Source organism: Acinetobacter defluvii, assembly GCF_001704615.3.
Lineage (GTDB): Bacteria > Pseudomonadota > Gammaproteobacteria > Pseudomonadales > Moraxellaceae > Acinetobacter > Acinetobacter defluvii.
In genome coordinates this window covers 631,528-653,113 of sequence record NZ_CP029397.2, presented here as the reverse complement: position 1 = coordinate 653,113, position 21,586 = coordinate 631,528, and the positions used below count along the sequence as shown (strand labels likewise).

The window sequence follows — 21,586 nt, the reverse complement described above, 5'->3', positions numbered from 1 at the left end:
AGATCAATGATGACTGATGTGACTCAACCTGAAGTGCCAAAAACCAAAAAGTATGGTCGTCCTGATGATGAAAAAGTCATAAACTTTATGAAGATTGCCAAACCTGCGGCAATCATTTCCATCATCCTGACCATCGCAAGTATTTTCTTTATCGTGACCAAAGGTTTAAATCTCGGTTTAGACTTCACAGGTGGTGTTTCTGCCGAATTGAACTATCAACACGAAGCAAAACCAGCCGAAGTAATTAGTACTTTAGATAAAGCAGGCTTTAAAGATGCAGTGGTGCAAACTTTAGGTTCAAACAAAGATTTGATTGTACGTATGCCTGTACAAGACATTAATGTTGAAGACTTAAACAATGCTTTAACCAAAGCAGTTCAATTGCCCAATAACCCTGCAAATGTCCATAAAGTTGACTCGGTCGGTGGACAAGTCGGCAATGAACTCTATGTTCGTTCAGCAGGCGCTGTCGCTTTAGCAATGTTATTGATGCTGGTTTATGTCACCATCCGCTTCGAATTTAAATTAGCCTTAGGTGCGGTATTATCCTTACTGCATGACGTAATCGTGACCATTGGTATTTTTGCAATGATGCAATGGCCATTTGACTTAACAGTTTTGGCTGCCATCCTTGCATTGATCGGTTTCTCACTCAACGATAACATCGTAGTATCTGACCGTATCCGTGAAAACTTCCGTAAAATTCGTGGTGCAAGCCCCATTGAAGTTGTGAACTCAGCATTAACAGAAACCTTACGTCGTACCATTCATACCTCAATGACGCTCTTACTCGTAGTACTTGCGATGATGTTCTTAGGTGGTGATGGTTTAAAATGGTTCTCTGTAGCAATGTGTATTGGTGTTTTTGTCGGGACATATTCTTCGATTTATATCGGTACAGCCTTCGCTTTATGGCGTGGTCTAAATCGTCAAGATTTCATTGTTCAGGTCAAACCTGAATTTGAAGATGAAGAACAGATTCCACATTAATACGGTGTTTTAAAAAATGGTTTATCTGGATAAATGTACTCAGTTAAATCCACCTAGCTTACAAGCTAATAACGATGAGTGTATGTAAATACACTCATTTTTTATGCGTTCATCTTAAAAAGAACCTTGCCTGATCAACATTTCATTTTTATCTTTATTTTAATTTTCAAAGAACAACGCAAGCCGCTTTTAATTTTTATAAATCAGTTTTTGGTAGAGAGTTTTTAAATGTCATGCGTTATCGTGATCTTCCCATTGAAAATAGTAGGCAATTATCAGAACAAGATGGTCATAGGATCATACACTTTTCTTTTCCAATCAATAGTTTTACAGTTTTAATGGCTTCAGATCTCCATGATCAGCTCGGTATACAAAACAACATTCCTTTTTATTCTAGGTACAAATCATTATATTTCGATTAAACCTTGACGCAGATGAATAGATCGAAGCAGAGTTTTTATTTACAGCTTTATCTGAAGTCAAATTGAAATGCCTTTGCAACAAACATTCTGTGGTGCAATTTATGGCACTTTTAGCGACCAATTTGGCATTAAATGGATGATAAACTGTCAGCTTTAAAGGTCTATTTTTAAATAAAAAAGTGGTACTGAATCAGACTGCTTTTATCTTCAAATATTTAAAGATCAATATTTGAAAACCACCTAATAAATAACAATCAGTCCCATACGAAGAAAATAAAAAAGCCGAATTTTCATTCGGCTTTCTACTCAGTATTAGACAATCTTTTAAAGTAATTCTTTACGTAATTGCTCAGGTGATTTCATTGACAATAAACCTGGCGCAACATCAAATGCAGTTTTCGCACCATACTGTTGCATTTGGTTTAGGCGATAACATGCACGTGCATAGGCAACCAACACACTCGCTGTAAATTCAGGGTTACTATCAAGTTTCAATGAAAATTCAACCACTTGATTTTGCTCATCACTGGTATTTCCACTACGAATCACAAAACCACCATGTGGCATTTTTTGGTGATCTTTTTTCAATGTTTCTTCATCAATGAAATTTACAGTGGTGTTGTAGTCAGCAAAATAGTCAGGCATGGTCACAATCGCTTGCTCAACCACTTTTGCATCCGCACCTTCTGCAAGAAACACATAACATTCACGGTGATGTTTATCTTTGGTCGTTAAAGTTGGACGTGAACCACTACGTACTTTTTCAATCGCATCATTTGAAGGAATGGTATATTGCACGCCCGCTTTCACACCCTCTACACGACGAATCGCATCAGAATGCCCTTGGCTCAAACCCTTACCCCAAAACGTATAAGTTTCACCATCAGGTAATAGTGCTTCACCAAATAAACGGTTAATCGAGAACATACCAGGATCCCAACCAATCGAAATCATCGCAGTTTTCTTGTTTGCCAAAGCAGGCGCATCTACCGCAGCAAAATATTCAGGAATACGTGCATGTGTATCAAAACTGTCTACGGTATTGAATAGGCTAGCCAAGATTGGACCTTGTTGTGGCAAATCATCTTTTGAGCCACCACACAAAATGAGGACATCAATTTTATCTTGAAAATCACTTAGCGAATCCATTGCATAAACTTGAGTTTCAGCAAAGCATGGAGAAACTGTTGCAGGATCACGACGGCTGAAAATGCCGACCAATTGTAAATCAGGATTTTTTTGAATCGCAGTTTCAACACCGCGTCCAAGGTTGCCATAACCCGCAATACCAATACGAATAGAATTTTGCATAAAACAATGTCACTATTAAATAAAAAAACTAGAAATAAAAGACTAAAAATAAAAGTAAATGCCTAAGGTTTTAAAATTAGATATTCACTTTTATTTTGAATATTCCGAAAATAATCATCCTAAAGTCTGAAACTTAGGTGACCTTATTCTACATGACTATGCACTAAAATAGAGCAGTGCTAACATTATAAAATATATAAATTTCTGATCATTTTTAAAAACAAAAAAGCCTGCTCGATGCAGGCTTTAAGTGATCAAACAGGCTTAAGCACCTGTTTGATAACTTGCTTGTGCAACCGCCGTCGACGCTTGGTAAGGGTTGGTAAAGTCACCTAAACCTGCCGCTGCTTCAGTAATATCTTTACCTTCTTTAATCACAAAAGTATCGAAACCAGAACGCTTCATGTAGTTTAAAACGTCTTTAAAAACATCGCCTGTGGCACGAAGCTCGCCTTGATAGCCTTGGCGACGTAACAATGCAGCAAATGAATAACCACGACCATCATTAAAGCCTGCAAAATCAATAAAGATCGCATCTAACTGATCAAGTGGAAATTGATTCACCTCTGGAGAGGTATCCACAGTGATAAATAAGGCTTTTTTACCAGAAACATTGCTAATTTGATCCAATTGCTCAACGGTCAACAGTACATCACCTTGTGGCAACACACCATCCTCACCGATGATTTGATAAGTGTTATCTGCGATTGTGCCATCTTTAGAGAGGACTTGAAGTGCTGTATTAAGCATATGCACGCTCCTTAAATGGTTGGATGCCGACACGACGATACGTTTCGATAAATTCTTCACCCTCAACACGAAGATCAAGATAAGTATTTAAAATTTCATCCACAATATCTGGAATCACTTCAGCTGAGAATGATGGCCCTAAGATGTCACCAAGTGAAGCATCATGGTCTGCATTTCCACCTAAAGAGATTTGGTAGAATTCAGCACCTTTTTTATCTACACCCAAAATACCAATATTACCCACATGATGGTGACCACAGGCATTCATACAACCTGAAATATTCAGATCAATTTTACCCAAGTTATAAATGGTATCTAAGTCATCAAAACGACGTGAAATCGCTTCTGAAATTGGAATTGATTTTGCATTTGCCAATGAACAGAAATCACCGCCCGGACAGCAGATAATATCGGTAATAAAACCAATATGTGCACGAGCAAGATTATTCTTTTCAAGGATTTGCCACAATTCAAACAAGTCTTTCTGTGGTACATCAACCAAAGAAATGTTTTGTTCGTGCGTGGTACGAAGCTCACCAAAGGTATATTTGTCTGCAAGATCAGCAATCAAATTCATTTCTTCAGTGGTCATATCCCCTGGTGCAACACCTGCACGTTTCAGTGAAATCGTCACGATACGATAACCTGCAACTTTGTGTGCATTGGTATTAATATTAAACCATTGTTTAAATTTAGGATGCTGCGTAAACAACTCACTAAAATCTTCATCTGCATAGTTTTGATAGTCAAATGGCGTAAACTCTTCATCCATTTTCTTTAAAGTTTCTGCATCAATTTTTAAAGTTTTAATGGTATGTGCAAATTCTGCTTCAACTTTTTCAGCAAATACCGCAGGGGTTAATGCTTTTACAAGAATCTTAATACGCGCTTTATATTTATTGTCACGACGACCATGCAAGTTATACACACGAAGAACTGCTTCAAGATAAGCAATTAAATCTTCACGTGGTAACCATTCACGGATCATAGAACCAATAATTGGCGTACGACCTAAACCGCCACCGACTTTGATTTTATAACCGAGTTCACCCGCTTCATTGCGTGTTAGATACACGCCAATATCGTGGAATGATGTCGCTGCACGATCTGTTTCTTCAAGTGCAGACACTGCAATTTTGAACTTACGTGGTAAAAATGCAAACTCTGGATGGAACGTTGACCACTGACGGATCAACTCACAAGTCGGACGTGGATCTGCGATTTCGCCTGCAACCACACCTGCATATTGGTCAGTGGTCGTGTTGCGAATACAGTTACCAGAGGTTTGAATCGCATGCATCTGTACTGTTGCGAGTTCTTGCAACATATCAGGCACATTTTCCAGTGCAGGCCAGTTAAATTGAATATTCTGACGTGTAGAAACGTGCGCATAGCCACGGTCAAACTCTTGCGCCAACTCAGCAACTTTGCGTAATTGTTTTGAGTTCATTAAACCGTAAGGCACAGCGATACGTAACATCGGTGCATAACGCTGTACGTATAAACCATTTTGTAGACGTAAAGGGCGATACTCATCTTCAGTAAGCTTACCCGCTAAATAACGTTCCGTTTGATCACGGAATTGTGCAACACGTTCATTCACCAATTGCTGGTCAAAATCAGTATATAAATACATGGCGTACGGCTAGTAGTTTCATTATAACGATGCACAATATAACGAGATTTGATCTATCAGCGAAATGCTTTTTTTACATATTTCATAGCGATTTTACTGATAAGCATTGTGCAGAGACATAAGCAGCAATGCTTTTAGAATAAATCATCATAATATTCACAGTATTGATGTTTTTCTTCGTTGCTTATCTCATTAAGTGATAAAGACTCATTTACTAAAATTGCTGTATTCTTAAAGCGTTAAATAGGTATTTTCCCATTGTCCTTGTTCAAAATCACCTTCAACCAATTGTACATAGCGACCATAAACATGATCGATCGCAATACAATCATCTACTTCAAGAACACGATCTGTGTGTAATTTTTGCCAATGACGTGCAAAATATTGCTTTCCTTTTTCTTTGGCAACCATAGCATTTTGTGCAATCACCAAAACATAGCGATGTAATTCACCAAATTCACGCACATCGTACCCTCCTAAATTGATCAACCACAGCTTTTGATCGGCTTGATTAGGCGCTGCATTTGTAAAATGAATTTGATAGTTTTTATTTTAAAACTCAAGCCCTTGTAACTTCGCCCAGGCATCAATATGTAGGCCTTGTGGTTCACCAAACCATGCATTTTTGAGTTGAGGATAGGTTTGTTCAAGAGAGTCACCAACAGCAAGTACTACGTCATGGACTTCAGTATTAGCCCGTGCATGACGACCGCCCAACATCACAATAAATAAACTCGACATTTCTACACTCTAAGTTAAAGCTTGTACAATTTGCAGCAAAATCAATCCACCGACAGATAATACTGCATTATTGAGAAAATGAATGAGTAACACATGCCAAATATTGCGTGTCCACAAATAAATTAAGTTTAAAAATAATCCTGCTGCCATAAAACTAATGGTTGCAATAAAATTGCCATCAAAATTATAAAAATGAATCAGACCAAAAATGATGGAATTGAGCAATAAAATAACAATACGCCATAAAGAATTGGGAATAAAAAGCTTGTGTAATAAGGTATAGCGAAAAACAATATCTTCGAGTAAAGCGGTAAACAGTGGACTTAAGCTGATCAACAATAAACTCAAAAATGGCACAGATTCAGGTGGAATAACCGTATTTTCAATATCTGATGAGGTCGAAATCGGTAAAATTGCCCGTGTTACACTAATCACAATTTGTAAAATAACAGCGCCAACCAAAACCAATAAACTTGAACGCCAAAAAGCTGCTTTATACTTTTGCCAATGTTCATACAACATGGTTTTATACAACACACATACCATGCCAAATAAAATGCCTCGAAAAAGACTATCCGCAATGCCCATTTCAACATGAGAAAAATGAAAATGTTGGAAAATCAAACTATTTAGAAAAATAAAAGGCAATAGTAAAACAGCAAAAGTGTCCCGAATATTCCATTGTATTTTCTGTGGAAATTGTTCAGCACGAACCAAAGTTAAAAATGAAGCCATGAAAATCGTATTGAATCTGATAGAAAAGCTATTGTGATATATTTCACATAAAACTCTACAGTGTTTTTGTCAATCTATGATTTTATACTTATGATTATTAGAAAAAATCCACTCATTAAAAAGTGCGTAACACCTGTTATTAAAATAAAAGTCATTCCCCCTCACCCAACCCTCTCCCAAGGAGAGGGCTTAGTCAAGGCTATTACATCTCAACCATTTCCACACCATCAATACGAGCAACAGTCATCAAATCTTTATCACCACGACCTGAAACCGTCGCAATAATGATTTGATCTTTGGACATGGTCGGTGCAAGTTTAGTCACGTATGCCATCGCATGGGAGCTTTCTAGTGCAGGAATAATCCCTTCAATTTGGGTTAAATCACGGAAACCTTGTAATGCTTCCGTATCGTTAATCGGTACATAATCTACACGCTGCATGTCTTTTAAGAAACTATGCTCAGGACCTACACCCGGATAGTCCAAACCTGCTGAAATTGAATGTGTTTCAATAATCTGACCTTGTTCATCCGACATGAGATATGTACGGTTGCCATGCAATACACCGACATGCCCTGCATTTAACGGCGCTGAATGTTTGCCTGTTTCAATACCGTAACCTGCTGCTTCAACACCATAGATTTTCACATCTTGATCATTTAAAAATGGATAGAACAAACCCATCGCATTTGAACCCCCACCAACACAAGCCACAAGCGCATCAGGTAAGCGCCCTGCTTGCTCTAAGATTTGCTTACGTGCTTCACGTCCAATGATCGATTGGAAATCGCGTACCAATTGTGGATAAGGGTGTGGACCTGCAACTGTACCGATCACATAGTAAGTTGAATCAACATTAGTCACCCAGTCACGCATCGCTTCGTTTAGGGCATCTTTTAAGGTTTTCGAACCACTTTCAACAGGTACAACTTTCGCACCCAACAAACGCATACGGTACACATTCATGGCTTGACGTTTGACATCTTCTGCGCCCATGTATACGACACATTCCATACCTAAACGTGCTGCGATGGTCGCTGTTGCCACACCATGTTGACCAGCACCTGTTTCAGCAATAATACGTTTTTTACCTGAAAGTTTTGCCAACAATGCTTGCCCAATGGTGTTATTTACTTTGTGTGAACCTGTATGATTGAGGTCTTCACGTTTCAGGTAAATTTGTGCACCACCTAACTCTTTTGACCAACGCTCAGCATAATATAAAGGACTAGGACGTCCCACGTAATACGCTAAATCACGATCAAACTCTGCTAAAAACTTTTCATCCGTTTTCATACGGTTATAAAGATTTTCTAAATCTTCTAAAGCCGCCATCAAAGTTTCTGATACAAAACGTCCACCATGGATACCAAAATGTCCTTTTGCATCAGGAAATTGGGTATAGTCAATCACTTGATCTTGTAAATCATTTTGTTGATTACTGTGCTGATCCACGTTGGACTCCTTGCATAAACTGTTGAATAAGTTGTTGGTCTTTTATACCTTTTGCGAACTCTACACCGCCACTGACATCGACAGCATAAGCACCCGTTGTCTTGATCGCAGCTTCAATATTTTCAGGTGTTAAGCCACCAGCCAAAATCAAAGGAATATCGAGTTTTGGAAATTTTTCCCAATCAAAGCAATGCCCTGTTCCACCTTTAAGTTCAGGATGCCATGCATCTAACAGCATAGCACTTGCACCTGCTTGTTGATATTGCTTAATCTCTGCAATCACATCTAAATCAGCTTTGACTTGGATGGCTTTATACCAACGGCGTTTATTTTCTTGCGCAATTTTTTGGCATTGTGTTGCTGTTTCATCGCCATGAAATTGTAAAATATCCAGTGAAACCTCTGCCAAAACTTGTGCGATTTCATCACTGGTTGCATTGACAAATAAACCCACAATGCTGACATAAGCAGGAATATGCTGTGCTAACACTCTCGCTTGTTCAATGCTTACAGCACGTGGACTCGGTGCATAAAATACAAAACCAATCGCATCCACACCAGCATTGACTGCTGCATAAATATCTTCTGTACGGGTGATTCCACAAATTTTGGCACGCGTTCGCATAGTTTTTAACTCTAATTCCATTTTTATAAAATAGATATTGTCTCTATTTTAGCGCAGTCATTGTAATGCAATTTTTTTAATCCTGTCCGATTTGTTGTTCAGTTTATAATTAAAATATTTTCTTATCGTTCTCATAAACCGATATTGCACTATTATTACAATAAAAAATTACACCTTTTATGAAATACTTCATCTCAAAATCAAGTATTTCACCTTGATCATCTTTGATTAAAACTTTTGAGTTTGGTTGAATTTCAAGTTCTATTGCCCATGGCTCCACAATCACAGTTATAGTTTCTTTTGCACCATTTTCAAAGATAAATTCTTTCATCTTTTTCTTGCTCTTTTTTTAGATTGTCTAATTCAACATCTAACTTTATACTGCGCGCAAAGACAACAAGTCTATAGCTTCGGCTCTGGGAAGTTGGTGCAAATCCAACACTGCCCCCGCAACGGTAATAAAGAATCTTATTTCGTTTAAATTTTAATTTAAGCCACTGTACTGCAGTATGGGAAGGTAGAAATAAGAGGAATGTCAAACATTCTATATTTAAGTCCGGATACCAGCTTGTTGTGCCTCTCAACTCAATCATTCACGTGGGGTGAATGTATGGAGCATATCATGTCTACTTTTTTTAAACCTACAACACTTGTAGGTGCAATCGCTGTTGCGATGGGGTTTAGTTGTTCTACTTTTGCAGAAACTCAAGCATCTGCGGATATTGTCACCTTAGCGCCTGTGGTGATTACAGCGACACGTTCTGAAACAAAAATTGAGGATGTCCCTGCCCGTATTGATATTATTTCTCCACAAATCGTTGCCCAATCTCCAATTGCTGAATTACCGCATTTACTCATGAATGATGCAGCAATTAACATGGTGCAAAGTGGTGGTTTTGGTCAAACAGCTTCTATTTTTATTCGTGGCACAAACTCTGAACATGCACTGATTTTACGTGATGGCGCACGCTTAAATACAGCATCGACAGGTGCAGCATCATTGTCATTTTTAGATACCACTGACATTAAACAAATTGAAGTCCTCAAAGGACCTGCTTCTGTTTTATATGGAACAGATGCTATTGGTGGGGTTGTTCAAATTATTTCTAAAACACCTAAAAAAACGGGGGCTTTTGTTACCGGCGAAATCGGTGAACAATCTACTTATAAAGCCGTGGTAGGTGCAGATTTAAATGAAGATGGCATTTATGCTCAAATTCGTGGACAACGCCTAGAAACCGATGGTTCTAAAATCACCGATCTTAAAGGTGCAAATATTCAACCCGCGTCTTATGAGCAAAAAGGCTTTAGTGCTAAATTTGGTGTCGACAAAAAGGACTATGCGGTTTCATTAGATTATAACCAAAATGAAGGGAACAGTTATTACGATGCTTATCGTAATGATGGTTCATTAATTTCCCAAGATTTTAAAAATGAAATTATCAATTTGCGCAGTCGTTTAAATGTGACGGACAGTCTGGAACTAAATACACGCTTGTCACAATTTAAAGATGACATTCAGCAAAATCAATCTGCTGACTTTGTAGAAAGCACGACACAAGAAGCTGAACTCAACGCACGTTGGAAGTTTACACCTCATCAAAATATTTTAGTGGGTGTCACACATCAAAAACTAACAGGTGATGTACTGTCTTACGGCTCACCTTACGATGAAAATGTTGACTCTACAGGTTATTTCATTCAGCACCAACTCAACAATGACAATGGTTTAAATACCCAGCTAGGTGTACGAGTTGAAGACAATGAAAAATATGGCTCTCATACGGTAGCGCAAGCTGCGATTCGTTATCAACTCCTGCCAACAACCAGCATCTATGCCAATGTAGGTACAGCATTTAAAGCACCGACTTTAAATGACATGTATGGCTATGGTGGCAATCCCGCACTTGATCCAGAAGAAAGTATTTCTTATGAAATCGGTATCGATCAAAAGCTGAACCATAATATCTCTACAGGTATTTCAGCGTATTACACCAAAATCGATCATTTAATTGAATCTAAATGTGTGGCTGTATGTGATGGCGATTGGGTGAATACTTTCCCAATTTATCAAAATATCAATATTGATAAAGCCTCAATGCAAGGCGGTGAATGGTACGCAAAATGGCAAGAAGATGAACTCTTCTTCAAGACAGCATTTAACTACGTCAAAGCCATGAATGACGATACAGATCAAGAACTCACCCGTCGCCCACGTCGCAGCTTAACCTTCACCACAGGTTTACAAAATGAAGTGTATGGAATCAGTGCGTCATTTTCAGCAAAATCAAAAGCAAAAGACTACTTACAAGAAACCCCTGGTTATGCCACTGTTGACCTCAACGGTTACTGGAATGTACATCCCAATGTAAAAGTCTTTGCCAACATTGAAAATGTCGGGGATGTAACATACAAAACAGCATCCTATAACCCTGGCATTTACTATGTGGATGGTGGTCGTCTAGCCTCTGCTGGTGTGACATTTAAATACTAAAATGCAGCATTCAAGTACATAAGATTTTGCGGATAATGTCAGTACTAGGCATTATCCTTTTTAATTTAACAGTTGATTTAAAATTTATAAAACTTTCAAGGATTCATCATGGGACATCGTTTAAGTAAAATTTATACCCGTACAGGAGATGCTGGTACAACAGGTTTGGGCGATGGCTCACGTGTGGCCAAAGATGACTTACGCATTACTGCCCTAGGTGATGTCGATGAGCTCAACTCGATCGTAGGTGTATTACGTTCTCAGATTGCGCTGAGCACAATTGAGAATAAAGCAGAATGGGATAAATCTTTAAGCTTGATTCAACACTGGTTGTTTGATCTAGGCGGTGAAGTTTGTATTCCTAATTACAACTTACTACAACCCATTTGTGTAAAATTTCTTGAAGAAGAAATTGACCGTATGAATGAAGACCTTCCGATGCTAATAGACTTTATTTTACCATCAGGGACGATCGTGTGTAGTTATACACATCAAGCACGTGCTGTATGTCGCCGTGCAGAAAGAAGTTTAATGACTGTGCATACACGCGATCAAAATATTCAAGCTACAGCTTTACAACTCCTCAACCGTTTGTCTGATTGGTTCTTTGTGGCTTCACGTACATTACAACGTGCTGAGGGGGGTACTGAAGTGCTATGGCAAAAGAATATTAATGAAACGATTTAAAGCGATCAGTAGGTAAGTAGACTTTTTCTTCAAAATTTAATTCATCAAGAAACTAACATTAACACGCTATTTATTTGTAGCCGTAATCAATGGCGCAGTCCTACTGCTGAGCGAGTCTTTGCAGTGGACTATGGCATTCGCACTCGTTCCGCAGGCACAAGCCGCCATGCCAAACATAGCATTTCGAGCAAAGATGTCGCAGGGACAGACCTGATTTCTGTAATGGAACAAAAACACAAACAAAAATTTCCTCAACAACTACAACACAAAAAGATTATCGTGCTTGATATCCCTGATGATTATCATTATATGGATGAAGCACTGATCGCACTTTTGCAAGATGTTGTACCGCCCTATTTAGGAGAATAAATTTCAATCATCTTTTGAGATGCAATTACAGGATTGAGCTATATTTTTTTAGATAAATTCGCCAATATAAAGCCAATATTTTTTTCGAGCTTTATCATGAAAACATGGTTCACTGCCCTTTCTCTTAGTTTTTTTGCGCTCACTACAAGCCACGCAGACATTAAAACCGTTGAACAAAACCTTAAACAAAACTTTCCAGACATTCCTGTTAAATCCGTTAAGACATCCCCAGTTAAAGATATTTACGAAGTGTATATGGGTGGGCGTATTGTCTATACAACTAATGAAGCAAAATACTTTTTTGTTGGAAATTTAATTGATTTAAAACAACAAAAAAACTTAACTGAAGAAAGTATGCAAACGTTAAGTAAAGTTGAGGTGGCAAAGCTGCCTTTAGATCAAGCCATTAAGCATGTAAAAGGCAAAGGCGAACGGGTGATCTATTTATTCAGTGATCCTGACTGTCCGTATTGCCAAAAACTTGAACATGAACTACAAAAAATTGATAACCTAACCGTATATTTATTTTTATATCCGATCCCATCTTTACATCCAAATGCCGTTAATATTTCCAACCAAATTTGGTGCTCAAAAACCCCATATCAGGCATGGCTTGATTATACGCTGAATAAAAAGCAGCCGAATAAAATCAGCAATTGCGCCTCACCTATTCCCCAAATTTCAGCCTTAGGCAAACAATTTGATATCAGTGGCACACCGACCCTTTTCTTAAAAGATGGTACACGAATTTCAGGTATTCGTAGTGCAGAAGAATTAGAAAAAGTTTTAAAATAAAATAGTCAGGATGGTGAATATTCGCAATACATTCACCATCCATGTTGAGAACCAAAATACAATTTTCCAAGCTTATTTTTTCAGTTATATTTAAATCAACCGCTGTGAAAAAAAATTTCACGAATCCCTATTTTTATTGACTATTTTTACTGTAAAACCTTCATAAACTTTTATTTTAAGAATTGAAAATGATGAAAAAAAATCTCATTACTTGCTTAGTCTTAAGCCTCACACCATTCACATTTTCAACCGCCAAAGATGTTGTAGCGCAACCTCGCATTACCATTACACCTGTAGAAATTATGCCTCGTCCGATTCAGGTCATCACTGCAAAAAATGAAGTGGCAATTCAACTTAAAAGTGTCAAAACCCAAGTGGAAATCATCAACGGTTTGGCTGAAACGACTTTGGAAATGCAATTATATAATCCCAACAATCGCTCACTTGAGGGCAATTTAGAATTTCCATTACAAGAAGGACAGCAAATTACTGCACTTGCATTAGACATCAATGGCGAAATGCGTGAGTGATGCTGTGCCTGTGCCGAAAGTCAAAGGACAGCAAGTTTTTGAAGCCATAGAACGACGCAATGTCGACCCAGCACTGCTTGAGCAAACCCAAGGTAATAACTTTAAACTCCGTGTTTATCCCATCCCTGCCCAAGGCACACGAACAGTTCGTATTCGTTATCAACAAACATTATCCAATACAGCGCAAGGAAAGCTGTATCGTTTACCCTTACAATTTGCCAATCAGGTTGAAAACTATCAACTTGATGTCAATGTGAAAGGTGTTGAAAATGCGCCCCAAAGCGATCAACTCAGTTTTAAAAATTATGCACAAAATAGTTATACTGCAACGCTTAAAAATCCAAAACTTACTGCGCTGAAACACATCGACATTCAGATTCCAAACAGTCAGCAAGCACAGCTTTTTATACAACACTTTAAAAATGCCGATTATTTCTATGCTGAAATTCCTATAAATAACATCTCACAAACCCGTGAGCTTCCGCAAAACATTGGCATTCTATGGGATGCGTCGTTATCTGCTCGACAACGTGATGTGCAAAGTGAACTTGCCTTGCTCGATGCCTATTTTCAAAAAGTGCAAAATGCCAATGTAGAACTCACCTTGTTACGTCACAAAGCATCGTCACCACACAGCTTTAAAATTAAAAATGGGGATTGGTCAGCACTGAAAAAATTTTTAGAAAATCTCATCTATGATGGTGCAACCAATATATCAGATTGGAAAAACAACACGAAAATTCAAGAATATTTACTGTTCAGTGATGGCTTAGAAAATTACGGCATTCCACAAAATATTCAACTCAATGCCAATCAGCGTTTATATAGTCTCCAAGGCAATGCTGAGAGTTTAAATCATCTGCAACTGCGTCAACTTGCTGAAAAAAATCATGGGCAATATCTATCTTGGCACAATCCAACAGAATTTAAACAAGCACAACATGCGCTGCTCCATGATCAGAGTCGTTTAATTCAGGTCGATGGTACTGGCGTTAGTGAGTTATATGTGCCTTCCTACTTTCCTGAAAATGGCATAGTTCGTGTGCTTGGAAAATATTCACCTGTGATGGGAGATCAAGCCAAACTAAAATTTAAACTACAAAATGGTACACAAATTCAGAATTTTGAAATGCCATTTAAAAATAGTGTGAACAGTCAACAAATTGCAGCATTATGGGCAAAACAAAAAGTTACTGAGCTTCTGCCACAAGCAACCCTAAATCAACAACAAATTCAAAACATTGCGCAAGATTTTAATATTGTGACGCCAAATACATCTTTAATTGTATTAGAAAATTTGGATGATTATGTACAGTATGAAATTACTCCCCCAGCAAGCCTGAGAGCTGACTACGGACAACGTATTCAACAGAAAAAAGACAGCTTACAACAAAAGCAACAACATGCCCTTAATCAAAGTATCCAGGAATATCAAGCACATCAACAATGGTGGGAAACTGATTTTCCTAAACAAAAAGTTAAACAGCCATTGGTTGAAAAACTACAGCAACGTTTAAATCGTAATGCACCTGTAGTAGAAGTTGCACCGATCGAACCTGTTGCACCTGTAGCCCCTGCACCACAAGCAGCATCGGCTGAATACGCTGCGGATGCAGTTGCAGAAACGACAACTTCTCGTATTTCTCAAAGCAAAAAGAATATTGAAAATCAAAATATTAAAATTGAAATTCAGCCATGGAAAGAAGATGCACCGTATGTGACACGCTTAGACAAAGCAAGCAAACAACACGCCTATCAAGTCTATCTAGATGAACGTGCAAATAACTTAAATAATCCTTCATTTTACTTAACTGTTGCCGAAATATTCAGACAAAAAGGTTTAAATGATGAAGCTGTTTTAGTTATTTCTAACCTTGCTGAATTGAATCTTGAAAATCGTCATGTCTTACGCCTGTTAGGACAACAATTGATGTTATTAAAACAGTATCAAGATGCGATTGTGATTTATCAAAAAGTCCTGAAAATGGCAGAGGAAGAACCACAATCTTGGCGTGATTTAGCCTTAGCATATGCTGAAAATAAACAATATGATGATGCTATTCGTACGATGTATCATGTGGTCACCAATCAATGGGATCGACGTTTTGGTGGTATCCATCTCATTGCGACAGATGAGTTGAATAATATCATACATCAAGCACCGAATAGTGCCGCCATTCAAGACATAGACAAAAAGTTAATCCGCAATCTACCTGTTGGTATCCGAGTGGTCTTAACATGGGACAGTGATAATTCTGATATGGATTTATGGGTGATTGATCCAAATAATGAAAAGACCTTTTATGCACATCGTAACAGTGTACAAGGCGGTAAAATTTCCAATGACTTTACAGGTGGATATGGACCAGAAGCGTTCTGGCTCAAGCACCCCATGAAAGGCGAATATAGTATCAAAGCGCACTATTATGGTGATCGTCAGCAAATCGTGACTGGACCAACCACCGCATTTGTCCGTTTAATTCGTAACTGGGGGACGAGCAAACAAAGCGAAGAAGTTTTACGTGTGAAAATGACCAAAGAGCGACTACAAACGGGTGATGATGGTGCTGTGTTGATTGGTAAATTTACTGTCAATTAAGAAGCGATTATGAAGTTAAACTCATCTGAAAATGAGCTTTTTTCAGGTGAGTTATTTCCATTAAAACTTAAAACCCATGAATAAGTAATAAAATTTAAATACTTAATTTAAAAAATTCTAAATAGTTGCTGTATGGAATTTAAATAAAAAAAATTTCAGATACTCACATTCCCATACAAAAAATTAAAGAAAACACGACCTACATGCCTTTATTCCTATTTTTATAGCACTTATGATTATATCGTTTGAAAACTAAAAAATTTCTTTCAGGAAGAAATGATTAAAAAGGTTATGTGTTCATGAAAAAAATTCTACTCTCTACTTTACTCAGCTTTTCGTGTGCAACTGCATTTGCTGCACCACAACCCGCTCCTGTCGATCCAAAGTTTGCGAAAGTTGAGCAACTGATTCAAAAGAAAGATTATAACGCTGCGTATAAAGAACTGGAAAACCTTGCTAAAACAGGTGATGCACAGGCTTTATATAACTTGGCTTTTCTCACTCAAGCAGGTCAAGGCACACCTGTAGATAAAAAGAAAGCGCTGCAATACTATCAACAATCTTCTGATAAAGGATATTCAGTTGCCAGTTATGCACTTGCCAAAGCTTATGAAACAGGTGATTTAGGCGTAAAACAAGATCAAGCCAAAGCACGCCAATATTTAGAGAAATCATCCAAACAAGGTTTTGATGATGCAACCACTGAATATGCATTTTTACTCTTTGCAGAAGATAAACCTGCTTCTGATCAGTTGGCATTGCAAAAACTAGCTCCTTTAATTAAAAAAGGCAATATGCAAGCCATACATTACAAAGCTTTATATGATATTAAACAGGGTTTAAAAAATAAAAATACCAAATCCTTACAACAAGGAATCACCACGATTCAGGGGCTAGCACAAAAAGGCTATATTCCTGCACTTATTGCTATCGCAAATATGATGGCAAAAGGTGATGTGATTGCACAGAACTTACCAGAAGCGAAAAAGATTTATGAAGCAATGGTTAAAGAAAATATTCCAAATGCAAAAGAATCTTTAGATGCAATCAATAAAATGATTGCTGAGCAAGCCAAAGCACCAGCTAAAAAATAATTTTTCATTGATCCCTTGAGTGGCGACATGTATGTCGCCACTCTGCTGCGGTAAAGTCAGAGCCAGTATATAAAATCTACTATGTTATACATGTACATTTTATATATGTGTGCTTTAGGTTAAATCCAAAGTACAACATCCTCTATTCCCGATTTTCACAAATAAGGTCAGTGCACAACATGCAGCTATTTTATAAATATTTTATGTATAAAGATGCAGTTTAATAAAGAGGTACAGGATTATCTACCGCAAACATTTTCTGATCTTCTAAACGATAAGCCAACAGTTGATAGCCCCAAACAGCACCACCATCTACATTTTGAATCTGTGGTTTTACTGTTTTACCTTGTAAGGCTGCCCAATGCCCAAAAATCAGTTGATGAGTTTTAGCGGCTTTGGAGTCGTATTCAAACCAAGGCTGAAAACCCTCAGGCATCGGTTCATCCAATGCATCTTTAAAGCTGAACTCTAAACGACCTTGCGCATCAGTTAAACGCATACGGGTTAAGTAATTGGTAATACAACGTAAACGCACATTGCCAGTCAAACCCTCTGACCACACATCTGGCTCAGTGCCATACATTTCCTTCAAAAATGTATCTAAAACATCGAAATCTTCATGTGCAATTACAGCTTCAACCTCTTTGGCATATTGCGCAGTTTGTGCCGCATCCCAAATACATGGAATGCCTGCGTGCGCCAGTATCGTGTGTCCATTGGGAAATAAACACAAAGGCTGTCTACGCAACCATTCAATCAACTCATCGCTCTCTAAAGCATGAATCACATCATCAATGCGATCTTTGTCCTTGAGCTTTTTAATACCACGTGCAACTGCAAGTAAATTTAAATCATGATTTCCTAAGACTGTTGCGGCTGAACCACGCTCACAGAGTTTCTTGATGAAACGAATCGCACCCACTGAGTTCTCACCACGGGCGACAAGATCACCCGCAAACCAGATAAAGTCCTGATCTGCATCAAATTGGATTTCTTTCAGCAACATTTTCAAAGCTTCAAAACAGCCTTGTACATCACCAATTACATAGTTATATCGGATTGCACGGGTCATCAGTTAAGCCACCATTTGATCTGACAATGCGACAAATTGTGCCAAAGTTAAGGTTTCTGGTCGCGCCATTGGGTCAACACCTGCTCGTTCAAACCCATCTTCTACGAGCATGCCTTTTAAACTGTTCCTTAAGGTTTTACGACGCTGAGTAAACACATGCGCCACTAAACGTGCCAATGCCTTTTCATTTTTTGCCACAATGGGTTTAGTTTCATAGGGCTCTAAACGAAACACCGCAGAAGTCACTTTCGGAGGTGGATTAAATGATCCTGGTGGCACTTCAAATAAGAACGTTGGCTTACAGAAATACTGAATCATTACCGACAAACGTCCATATTCTTTGGTATTTGGTGAAGCCGTGATGCGATCAACCACTTCTTTTTGCAACATAAAGTGCATGTCTTTGACTTTATTACCAAACTCTAAGAGGTGAAAAAGTAATGGTGTAGAAATGTTATAAGGTAAATTTCCCACTACACGAAGCGGACGACCTTCCTGAAAAAGCGCAGTAAAGTCATACTTCAAGGCATCTGTTTCCACAATCGTTAAACGTTCTGGGTGCGGCACTCGTCCTGGTAGTCCCGCTGCTAAGTCACGGTCTAATTCAACTACTGTTAAGGCATCACATTCACCAATTAAAGGTGAAGTCAGTGCAGCTAAGCCTGGACCAATTTCAACAATATTGTCACCTGAGCGTGGATTTACTGAACGTACAATTTTGGCGATTACACGTTGGTCGTGTAAGAAGTTTTGTCCAAAACGCTTACGCGTGTGATGCCCTTCATCTTTTGGGTTTAAGGCATTAATTTGATACATAAAATATTTTCCAACGTGAATTAGTGTCGTGCCAGATCAAGTGCAAGGTCAACAGCAACATGTAAGCTCGAACTTTTTGCCTGTCCTGTACCAGCAAGGGAGAGTGCGGTGCCGTGATCAACTGAAGTACGAATAAATGGTAAACCTAAAGTAATATTAATTGCTTCACCGAATCCTTGAGATTTTAACACAGGTAAACCTTGATCGTGATACATGGCTAAAACTGCGTCAGTATCTTTTAAATGCTCAGGAGTAAATAACGTATCTGCAGGCAAACTTAAACTGATATTTATGCCTTGTGCACGGTAGCTTTCAAGCACAGGATTAATGATATCAATTTCTTCATGACCGAGATAACCGCCCTCACCTGCATGAGGATTCAAACCACAAACAAGAATACGGGGATGTTCAATTTTAAATTTAGTTTTTAAATCGTGAATCAAAATATCAAGTACTTGATGTAAACGCACTGTAGTGATGGCATCAGCAACATCACGTAGGGCTAAATGTGTCGTTGCTAATGCAACCCGTAACGTTTTGGTGGCAAGCATCATCACCACACGTTCTACACCTGCAAACTCTTGATAATATTCAGTATGCCCACTGAAATGCATGCCTGCATCATTGATTACTGACTTTTGTACAGGTGCAGTCGCCACCCCAACACTCTGCCCTTGCATAGCATAATCAGCCGAGCGGCGAAGTTGCTCTAAAACATATGCAGAATTTTTAGGATTTAATTCTCCTAACTCGACATCTTCATATAAAGGCACATGCTCTACATACAGTTGACCTTGTGCGGATGATTGCTGTTGTTGTTGATATGCAATAATGTCTACTTCTCTATTTAAAATTTTGGCACGATCACGCAACATATTGATATCTGCTAAGACCACGATTGGACGTTCATCGACACGATCTGCAAGACTTAAACAAATATCAGGACCGATGCCGGCAGGTTCACCACTGGTAATATATAAAGGAAGCATTATCATCATACCCATTGCATTTGCTTTATTATAAGCGTGAAAAGCCTATTCATTTAAAAATTTTACTTTCCTTATCAATTTCAGCAGTATATCTATAAAACAAATATACCTATAAAATTATGCAGCATAATTATAATTTCAAATTTTTAGATTCAACTTCAAACTTTTATAAGGGTTGTCCGATATATTTATTTCCAATGCTTAAACACAAAAAAATACTGCAAACTAAGCTTTGCATTTTTAATTCACACTCAATATAATAATGCGCTTGAAATTCTAAATTTCGATTGTGGATTCTTCACGTTTCAGGTAGAATTCGCGCTCCTTTTGTTTGGACAGACTCCATAGTCCAAACCAACTATAATAGGTAGTGGTTTAATGAAAACTCTCAGCGCTAAGCCTGCTGAAGTTCAACACGACTGGTACGTTGTTGATGCTTCTGGCAAAACTTTAGGTCGCCTTGCGACTGAAATCGCTCGTCGTTTACGCGGTAAACACAAAACTTCTTATACACCTCACGTTGACACTGGTGACTACATCGTAGTGATCAATGCTGAACAAGTACAAGTGACTGGTAAAAAATCACTTGATAAGAAATACTATCGCCACACTGGTTTCCCTGGTGGTATCCGTGAAACTAATTTCGAAAAATTAGTTGCTCACAAACCAGAAGAAATCTTCGAACGTGCTGTAAAAGGCATGTTGCCAAAAGGTCCTCTTGGTTATGCAATGATCAAGAAGATGAAAGTGTACGCTGGTACTGAGCATCCACATACTGCTCAACAGCCACAAGTTTTGGACATCTAAGGGATACAGCACATGGCTACTAACTATGGTACAGGTCGCCGTAAGACCGCAACTGCACGTGTTTTCCTATCAGCTGGTACTGGTAAACTCGTAATTAACAACCGTACTCTTGAACAGTACTTCGGTCGTGAAACTGCTCGTATGGTTGTAAACCAACCACTTGAGCTTTTAGAAGCAACTGACAAATATGACCTTTACATCACTGTTGCTGGTGGTGGTATCGGTGGTCAAGCTGGCGCAATCCGTCACGGTATTACTCGTGCATTGATCGCTGCTGACGAAACTTTAAAACCTGCTCTTCGTCAAGCTGGTTTCGTTACGCGTGATGCTCGTGAAGTTGAACGTAAGAAACTTGGTTTACGTAAAGCACGTAAACGTCCTCAATTCTCTAAACGTTAATTCGTTTACCGAATCGGACAAAAAACCTTGGCCTTTGCCAAGGTTTTTTTATGTCCTAAAGACTACATCTTTAAGATCCAATAAAACACACCAAGAAGAACCACAATCACAGAACTCCACATACTGGTTTTTAAAGTAAGATTGCCCTACTGCATCCAACGATCAACATCTTCATCAAAATCACCCTCATCTAACCACAATGCTTCGCCACGCCAGAATGCACGACTAAAATAGCCATTTTCCGTGCCTAAACCGATCATTCCAATCAA

At 38.4% G+C, this 21,586-nt stretch carries 20 protein-coding genes, 2 pseudogenes and 1 riboswitch; of the genes and pseudogenes, 11 read left to right on the top strand and 11 right to left on the bottom strand.

What is annotated here, in order from left to right:
* Window positions 1-6 precede the first annotated feature (6 nt).
* Together secF and DJ533_RS18870 are read left to right on the top strand one after the other, a co-directional pair.
* Window positions 7-990, top strand: coding sequence for a protein translocase subunit SecF (gene secF / locus DJ533_RS05515; protein WP_089024791.1), 984 nt, complete (start codon window positions 7-9; stop codon window positions 988-990).
* Between the two features lie 155 nt (window positions 991-1,145).
* Window positions 1,146-1,569 (top strand): annotated as a pseudogene (locus DJ533_RS18870) (VOC family protein); the annotation flags it as partial.
* Between the two features lie 167 nt (window positions 1,570-1,736).
* On the opposite strand, the gene DJ533_RS05505 reads toward DJ533_RS18870, so the two are convergent.
* From DJ533_RS05505 to DJ533_RS05470, 8 genes and pseudogenes are all read right to left on the bottom strand, one after another.
* Window positions 1,737-2,723 carry a diaminopimelate dehydrogenase gene (locus DJ533_RS05505; protein ID WP_065994292.1) on the bottom strand — a complete coding sequence of 329 codons (987 nt, stop codon included), beginning with the start codon at window positions 2,721-2,723 and terminating at the stop codon, window positions 1,737-1,739.
* 264 nt (window positions 2,724-2,987) lie between these two features.
* Window positions 2,988-3,473: a DUF934 domain-containing protein gene (locus tag DJ533_RS05500; RefSeq protein ID WP_065994291.1), complete on the bottom strand. Its 486-nt coding sequence runs from the start codon at window positions 3,471-3,473 to the stop codon at window positions 2,988-2,990.
* Window positions 3,466-5,109, bottom strand: a complete 1,644-nt coding sequence (locus DJ533_RS05495) for a nitrite/sulfite reductase (protein ID WP_065994290.1) — start codon at window positions 5,107-5,109, stop codon at window positions 3,466-3,468. Before DJ533_RS05495 ends, DJ533_RS05500 begins: the two co-directional genes overlap by 8 nt.
* 231 nt (window positions 5,110-5,340) lie before the next feature.
* Window positions 5,341-5,850: pseudogene (locus tag DJ533_RS05490) on the bottom strand (DUF1543 domain-containing protein).
* Window positions 5,851-5,859: 9 nt separating this feature from the next.
* The gene (locus DJ533_RS05485) at window positions 5,860-6,585 is read right to left on the bottom strand and encodes a CPBP family intramembrane glutamic endopeptidase (protein ID WP_065994289.1); all 726 of its coding nucleotides are present in this window, start codon (window positions 6,583-6,585) and stop codon (window positions 5,860-5,862) included.
* 202 nt (window positions 6,586-6,787) lie between these two features.
* A complete protein-coding gene (trpB, locus tag DJ533_RS05480) occupies window positions 6,788-8,041 on the bottom strand; it encodes a tryptophan synthase subunit beta (RefSeq protein ID WP_065994288.1) in 1,254 nt (417 codons plus the stop codon).
* Complete coding sequence (locus DJ533_RS05475; protein WP_065994368.1) at window positions 8,025-8,666, bottom strand: phosphoribosylanthranilate isomerase; 642 nt, start codon at window positions 8,664-8,666, stop codon at window positions 8,025-8,027. Before DJ533_RS05475 ends, trpB begins: the two co-directional genes overlap by 17 nt.
* 109 nt (window positions 8,667-8,775) lie before the next feature.
* The gene (locus DJ533_RS05470) at window positions 8,776-8,997 is read right to left on the bottom strand and encodes a hypothetical protein (RefSeq protein ID WP_065994287.1); all 222 of its coding nucleotides are present in this window, start codon (window positions 8,995-8,997) and stop codon (window positions 8,776-8,778) included.
* 50 nt (window positions 8,998-9,047) lie between these two features.
* A riboswitch (cobalamin riboswitch) is annotated at window positions 9,048-9,252 on the top strand.
* A gap of 36 nt (window positions 9,253-9,288) precedes the next feature.
* Here DJ533_RS05470 and DJ533_RS05465 point away from each other — a divergent pair.
* From DJ533_RS05465 to DJ533_RS05435, 7 genes are all read left to right on the top strand, one after another.
* Window positions 9,289-11,160: a TonB-dependent receptor plug domain-containing protein gene (locus tag DJ533_RS05465; RefSeq protein WP_065994286.1), complete on the top strand. Its 1,872-nt coding sequence runs from the start codon at window positions 9,289-9,291 to the stop codon at window positions 11,158-11,160.
* 108 nt (window positions 11,161-11,268) lie between these two features.
* A complete protein-coding gene (locus DJ533_RS05460) occupies window positions 11,269-11,847 on the top strand; it encodes a cob(I)yrinic acid a,c-diamide adenosyltransferase (protein ID WP_065994285.1) in 579 nt (192 codons plus the stop codon).
* A 57-nt stretch (window positions 11,848-11,904) separates the two neighbouring features.
* A complete protein-coding gene (locus DJ533_RS05455; RefSeq protein ID WP_065994284.1) occupies window positions 11,905-12,216 on the top strand; it encodes a low molecular weight protein tyrosine phosphatase family protein in 312 nt (103 codons plus the stop codon).
* Window positions 12,217-12,312: 96 nt separating this feature from the next.
* A complete protein-coding gene (locus DJ533_RS05450) occupies window positions 12,313-13,011 on the top strand; it encodes a DsbC family protein (protein WP_065994283.1) in 699 nt (232 codons plus the stop codon).
* Between the two features lie 188 nt (window positions 13,012-13,199).
* Window positions 13,200-13,541 (top strand): VIT domain-containing protein, encoded by a 342-nt coding sequence (locus tag DJ533_RS05445; protein WP_065994282.1) that lies wholly within the window; start codon window positions 13,200-13,202, stop codon window positions 13,539-13,541.
* Window positions 13,522-16,140: a DUF2135 domain-containing protein gene (locus tag DJ533_RS05440; RefSeq protein WP_081406107.1), complete on the top strand. Its 2,619-nt coding sequence runs from the start codon at window positions 13,522-13,524 to the stop codon at window positions 16,138-16,140. The genes DJ533_RS05445 and DJ533_RS05440 overlap by 20 nt, the downstream gene beginning before the upstream one ends.
* 299 nt (window positions 16,141-16,439) lie before the next feature.
* Window positions 16,440-17,234, top strand: coding sequence for a tetratricopeptide repeat protein (locus DJ533_RS05435; RefSeq protein ID WP_065994280.1), 795 nt, complete (start codon window positions 16,440-16,442; stop codon window positions 17,232-17,234).
* A 220-nt stretch (window positions 17,235-17,454) separates the two neighbouring features.
* On the opposite strand, the gene DJ533_RS05430 is transcribed toward DJ533_RS05435, so the two are convergent.
* Genes DJ533_RS05430 through pdxA form a run of 3 tightly spaced genes read right to left on the bottom strand, consistent with a single transcriptional unit; the run spans window position 17,455 to window position 20,126 of the window.
* Entirely contained in the window at window positions 17,455-18,306 is an 852-nt protein-coding gene (locus DJ533_RS05430) for a symmetrical bis(5'-nucleosyl)-tetraphosphatase (RefSeq protein WP_065994279.1), read from the bottom strand.
* Between the two features lie 3 nt (window positions 18,307-18,309).
* The gene (gene rsmA, locus DJ533_RS05425; RefSeq protein WP_065994278.1) at window positions 18,310-19,122 is read right to left on the bottom strand and encodes a 16S rRNA (adenine(1518)-N(6)/adenine(1519)-N(6))-dimethyltransferase RsmA; all 813 of its coding nucleotides are present in this window, start codon (window positions 19,120-19,122) and stop codon (window positions 18,310-18,312) included.
* 20 nt (window positions 19,123-19,142) lie between these two features.
* Complete coding sequence (pdxA, locus tag DJ533_RS05420) at window positions 19,143-20,126, bottom strand: 4-hydroxythreonine-4-phosphate dehydrogenase PdxA (RefSeq protein ID WP_171488534.1); 984 nt, start codon at window positions 20,124-20,126, stop codon at window positions 19,143-19,145.
* Between the two features lie 363 nt (window positions 20,127-20,489).
* Here pdxA and rplM point away from each other — a divergent pair, with 363 nt between their 5' ends.
* Entirely contained in the window at window positions 20,490-20,918 is a 429-nt protein-coding gene (rplM, locus tag DJ533_RS05415) for a 50S ribosomal protein L13 (protein WP_004722943.1), read from the top strand.
* Between the two features lie 12 nt (window positions 20,919-20,930).
* Window positions 20,931-21,317, top strand: coding sequence for a 30S ribosomal protein S9 (gene rpsI / locus DJ533_RS05410; protein WP_065994276.1), 387 nt, complete (start codon window positions 20,931-20,933; stop codon window positions 21,315-21,317).
* Window positions 21,318-21,586 lie beyond the last annotated feature (269 nt).